The 5,292-nt window shown below is 70.9% G+C and carries 4 protein-coding genes and 1 pseudogene; 2 read left to right on the forward strand and 3 right to left on the reverse strand.

Translation table 11 applies throughout. The features are described from left to right. Positions 1–221 precede the first annotated feature (221 nt). Both L942_RS38830 and L942_RS38835 read right to left on the reverse strand, forming a co-directional pair. The gene (locus L942_RS38830) at positions 222–566 is read right to left on the reverse strand and encodes a DUF3140 domain-containing protein (protein WP_037370095.1); all 345 of its coding nucleotides are present in this window, start codon (positions 564–566) and stop codon (positions 222–224) included. A gap of 5 nt (positions 567–571) precedes the next feature. After that, complete coding sequence (locus L942_RS38835; protein WP_081655402.1) at positions 572–1,354, reverse strand: FadR/GntR family transcriptional regulator; 783 nt, start codon at positions 1,352–1,354, stop codon at positions 572–574. 54 nt (positions 1,355–1,408) lie between these two features. Here L942_RS38835 and L942_RS38840 point away from each other — a divergent pair, with 54 nt between their 5' ends. Continuing rightward, positions 1,409–4,192 (forward strand): FAD-binding and (Fe-S)-binding domain-containing protein, encoded by a 2,784-nt coding sequence (locus tag L942_RS38840; RefSeq protein ID WP_037370089.1) that lies wholly within the window; start codon positions 1,409–1,411, stop codon positions 4,190–4,192. Positions 4,193–4,201: 9 nt separating this feature from the next. Here the strand turns inward: L942_RS38840 and L942_RS38845 are convergent, their stop codons facing one another. Further along, the gene (locus L942_RS38845) at positions 4,202–4,879 is read right to left on the reverse strand and encodes a GntR family transcriptional regulator (RefSeq protein ID WP_037370091.1); all 678 of its coding nucleotides are present in this window, start codon (positions 4,877–4,879) and stop codon (positions 4,202–4,204) included. A 212-nt stretch (positions 4,880–5,091) separates the two neighbouring features. On the opposite strand from L942_RS38845, the pseudogene L942_RS38850 reads away from it, so the two are divergent. Next, positions 5,092–5,292 (forward strand): annotated as a pseudogene (locus L942_RS38850) (enoyl-CoA hydratase); the annotation flags it as partial.

A 5,292-nucleotide genomic window follows, 5' to 3' on the forward strand; every position in this document is an offset into this window, starting at 1 on the left:
CAAGCAACGACCCGACGGGGCTCGCCCCCACAAGGAACGACCGGGCGAGGCTTCCCCGCACAACGAACGACCCGGCGGGGCTTGCCCAGACAAAGAACGTCCGCATCGGGCGTTCCCGCACACAACCCGCGCAGAACGCGCACCGAAAGGCCCGCCGTGGCCGAGCTGCCAAGGCGCACCTCGGTCCCAGCTGTCCGTCCTCCCCTGACGAGCCGGCCGGATCAGTCCCGCACCGGTTTCACCGGGTCGTGTCCCAGGGACATCAGGCCCTGCCGCCACCCCGCGTCCCCGGCGACGGGTTCCAGGTCGTCGCGGCGCGAGGCGTGCACGCGGTCGACCACGTCGCGCATCACCTCGACGTCGTTCTCGTTCACGTCCGACTTGCGCTTGCCCAGGATCGCCAGCACCTTCCGTCCGGTCGCGGGGCCCGCCTGGTCCGGCAGCGGTTCGGTTTCCGGGCCCGCTTCCCGGGTGCGCAGCCAATCGGCCAGCTCCCGCGAGGTCATGTTCACGACCCGGTGGAATTCCGTCCACAGCTCCTCGTCCACGGTCTCGTGCGTGGCCACGTCGATCACCTCCCGGCGTCGTCGTCGGGAGTCCGGTTACCCGGACGGCCGGGCGGCAAACCCGGCAGCTTCGAGTCCACATAGGACCGTCCGCGGGCGGCGATGCGTGCCAGCGCGGCGCATCCGGGCTCCGCGGCGCCCGCCCGGATCCCCTCCGCGATCGCCCGGTGGTCTTCCCACGACCGGGTGAGATCGCCGTGTTCGGCGAGTTCTTCGCGGAGCCGGTCGGCCATCAGGCGGCGCAGCGGGAGGCGGATCGCGAGCATGCTCCGGAGCAGGATCCGGTTGTGCGCGGCCTCAGCGACCGCGACGTGGAACTCCGCGTCCGCCTCCAGGAAGCGGTCCCGGTCGGTCAGCGCCGCCGCCATCCGGTCGACCAGACCCGTCAAAACCGCCAGCTCAGCGGCGGTCCGGCGGCGAGCGGCCAAGGCGATGACGGTCGATTCGATCGCCTCCCTCGCCTCGACCAGCTCCCGGTACTCGGCCACGTCCGACGCGCCCAGCTGCCACGGCACGAAGCGGCTGGCCTCCGGTTCCAGAACGAACGTTCCGACGCCCTGGCGCGTCTCGACCCAGCCGCGCGCCTGCAGCGTGCGGACCGCTTCCCGGACGGTCAGCATCGACACCCCGGCCGAGGCCGCGAACTGCCGCAGCGACGGCAGCGCGGTCCCGGGCGGCCATTCGCCGCCGAGGATTTTCCGGGTCATCTGCTCGACCAGCGAGTCCACCACGCTGACCCGGCGCACCCGGGCCAGCTCCGGCCGCGGTCCCCTCCGTCCCGAGGTCATCGGGCCAGCGTACGGATTGACGGCACTGTTTGAAACACCTAAATTCACCCCGGGATGCCCACCGAAACCGATCTGCTCGCCGACCTCCGCGCGAACGTCCGCGGCGAGGTGCACGCCGACGTCCGCCGGCGCGCCGAGTACTCCGCTGACGCGTCCAATTACCGTGTCGTCCCGCAGGTCGTCGTGCTGCCGCGGGAAACCGGCGACGTTCTCGCGACCCTCGAGATCGCCCGCCGCCACGGCGTTCCGCTGACCAGCCGCGGCGGGGGCACGTCGGTCGCGGGCAACGCGATCGGACCCGGTGTGGTGATCGACTTCTCGCGGCATCTCAACCGCGTCGTCGACCTCGACCCGAAGGCGCGGACCGCGGTCGTGCAGCCCGGCGTCGTCCTCGCCGACCTGCAGCGCGCCGCCGCGCCCCACGGGTTGCGTTTCGGCCCCGACCCGTCCACGCACGCCCGCGCGACGCTCGGCGGCATGATCGGCAACAACGCCTGCGGGCCGCACGCGATCGCCTACGGGCGCACCGCGGAAAACGTCCGCGAGCTCAGCGTGGCTGACGGCACCGGACGCCGGTTCACCGCGGGTCCGGCAAGCGCGGTGCCCGGCCTCGCCGAGCTGATCGACACCCGGCTCAGCCTGGTCCGCACCGAATTCGGCCGGTTCAGCCGGCAAGTGTCCGGCTATTCGCTCGAACATCTGCTGCCGGAGAACAGCCGGTCGCTGGCCCGCGCGCTGGTCGGCACCGAAGGCACCCTGGCGGTCACGCTGGAAGCGACCGTCGACCTCGTGGACATCTCCCCCGCGCGCCTGCTGGTCGTCCTCGGCTATCCGGACATGGCAACGGCCGGCGACGCGGTGCCGGGCTTGCTGCCGCACCGGCCGCTGGCGGTCGAAGGGCTCGACGCCCGGCTGGTCGACCTGGTGCGCCACCATCGCGGCCGCGTGCCCACGCTCCCGGACGGCCGCGGCTGGCTGATGATCGAGGTCGGCGGCGAGACGGAAGCCGAGGCCCGGCACCGCGCCGAGCGGCTCGTCGCCGACTCTCAGGCGCTCGACCACGTGGTGCTGACCCACGGCGCCGAGGCCGCCGCGATGTGGCGGATCCGCGAGGACGGGGCCGGGCTGGCGGGCCGGACGCCGACCGGCGAGCAGGCGTGGCCCGGCTGGGAGGACGCCGCGGTGCCGCCCGAACGGCTCGGCGCGTATCTGCGCGATTTCGACGCTCTGCTCGACGAATTCGGCCTCGAAGGACTCCCTTACGGCCACTTCGGCGACGGTTGCGTGCACGTCCGGCTCGGCCTGCCGCTCGAACGCGACGCGTCGGTCTTCCGCGCGTTCATGACCGCGGCCGCGCAGCTGGTCGTCGGCTACGGCGGCTCGTTCTCCGGCGAGCATGGCGACGGCCGAGCGCGCGGCGAACTGCTGCCGCGGATGTACTCCGCCGAAGCGATCGAACTGTTCGGCGCGGTCAAGCACCTCTTCGATCCCGACGACCTGCTCAACCCGGGCGTCGTCGTCCGGCCGCATCCGCTCGACGCCGACCTCCGCCGTCCTCAGGCCCGTCCGCTCCCGGTCATCGCGGGCGGCTTTTCCTTCGCGCACGACGGCGGCGACTTCACCCGCGCCGTGCACCGTTGCGTCGGCGTCGGGAAATGCCGCGCCGACAACCGGGCGGCCGGCGGGTTCATGTGCCCGTCCTATCTCGCCACTCGCGACGAGAAGGACAGCACCCGCGGCCGGGCCCGGGTGCTGCAGGAAGTCGCGAACGGCTCACTGGTCTCCGGGTGGGCAGACCCCGCGGTCCACGAATCGCTCGATCTTTGCCTGTCCTGCAAGGCATGCGGCAGCGACTGCCCGGCCGGGGTCGACCTGGCGCAATACAAATCCGAAGCGCTGCACCGGAAATACCGGCACCGGATTCGTCCCGTCTCGCACTACACGCTCGGCCGGCTTCCGGAGTGGCTCCGCCTGCTGCACCGGGTGCCGGTGCTCGGCCCGCTCGTCGTGAACGCGCTGATGTCGATCCGTCCGGTCGAGAAGGTCCTGTTAGCCCTGTCCGGAGTGGACACCCGGCGCCGGGCGCCGAGATTCGCCCGCCGGACGTTCACCCGGTCCCGGCGCAGGATCCGCGAGCAGGGGCCGGAAGTGGTGCTGTGGGCGGATTCCTTCTCCGACGGGATGGACCCCGAGGTCGCCGAAGCGGTCGCGGCGGTGCTCGCGGACGCCGGATACCGCGTGCTCGTCCCGCCGCGTCGTCCGTGCTGCGGGCTCACCTGGATCACCACCGGGCAGCTCGACACCGCCCGCAAGAAGCTCCGCGATCTCGTGCACACGCTGCGGCCGTACGCGCAGGCCGGGCTCCCGATCGTCGGCGTCGAACCGTCGTGCACCGCCGTTCTGCGGTCTGATCTGCTCGACCTGTTGCCCGGAGATCCGGACGCCGAAACCGTTTCCGGCGCGGTCACCACCCTCGCCGAACTCCTCGCCACAACGGAAGGCTGGCAAGCGCCGGACCTGTCCGGCGTCACCGTGGTCGCGCAGCCGCATTGCCACCACCACTCGGTGCTGGGCTTCGAGGCCGACCAGGCCCTCCTCACGGCTACCGGCGCGGAACTGCGCACTCTCGCCGGATGCTGCGGACTGGCCGGGAACTTCGGCATGGAACGCGGTCACTACGACATTTCCGTTGCGGTAGCGGAAAACGCATTGCTTCCGGCCCTGCGGGAAAACCCGGACGCCGTGTTCCTCGCCGACGGTTTCTCGTGCCGCACTCAGGCTGACCAGCTGGCCGGCGTGCGCGGCGTCCACTTGGCACAGTTGCTGAACCGGCGCTGACGCACGGACTCAACGGTCCCAGAAACCCTGGCGCTCCAGCAGGGCGACCGCGCGCTCCCCGCCGTCCGAGAAGTGTTTCTCCACAATGGACCGGGCCCGCGAAGCCGACCGGGCGCTGAGCGCGTTCAGGATCTTCCGGTGGTCTTCGTGCGCCTTGCCCGGCCAGTCCTCGTGCGCCTCGTAAAACCCGTGCGTCACCGTTTTCGCCAGAATGCCCAGGATCGAGACCAGCCGGCGGGAGCCGGCGGCGTAGTTGATCCGGCGGTGGAATTCGAAGTTCAGCCGTTCCTGTTCGGCCCGGTCCACTCCGGACTCCATCCGGTCCGCGAGATCGTGCAGCGCCTGCAGGCTTTCCGGCGAAATGTTCTTCGCCGCACGCTCCGCCGCCAGGCCGGAGACGAGGCCGAACACGCGGTAGTGGTCGCGGATGTCGTCCCGGGTCATCTGCGCGACGAACGCGCCGCGCCGGGCGATGTGCTCCACCACGCCCTCGTGGTCGAGTGTGATCAGCGCTTCCCGGATCGGCAGTTTGCTGATGCCGAGTTCGTCGGCCAGCGCCTCCTGGTCGATCTTCTCCCCCGCGCGCAGCTGGCCGGAGAAGACCCGCCGCCGGATTTCGTGCGCGGCCAGCGCTTTCAGGTTCGCCGGACCGCCGCGGCGCGGTCCCGCGCCCGTGGTGTCGGGCATCGCCTCAGCCTCCCCCTCCGGCGAACGTCATCCAGATAAAGTATTACATAGGCCGCCTTCCGCGAAGCGCGCTCCTGCCTGCTGTTCGAGCGAATCGGCGGCCGCATTGCTGATAAAGTATTCCTTCGCCGACCGCGGAACTGTCCGGAATGGACGGAACGCCGCACCTCGAGGAACGCCAGGACATGGTCCGGACGACGGAGGGAAGCTGGATGAGCCGCTACGCACGGTTCGAGAACTTGCGGGTCGACGGGCCGGACGAGGACGGCGTCATCGAGCTGGTCCTGGACGCCCCGAATCTCAACGCGGTCAGCGAAGCCGCGCACGCCGAACTCGCCGACATCTGGCGCGAATTCGACCGCGACCCGGCGGTGAAAGCCGTTCTGCTGCGCGGCGAGGGCAAGGGCTTCTCC

Origin of the sequence: Amycolatopsis orientalis DSM 43388 (genome assembly GCF_000411975.1) — a bacterium.
Taxonomy (GTDB): domain Bacteria; phylum Actinomycetota; class Actinomycetes; order Mycobacteriales; family Pseudonocardiaceae; genus Amycolatopsis; species Amycolatopsis orientalis_D.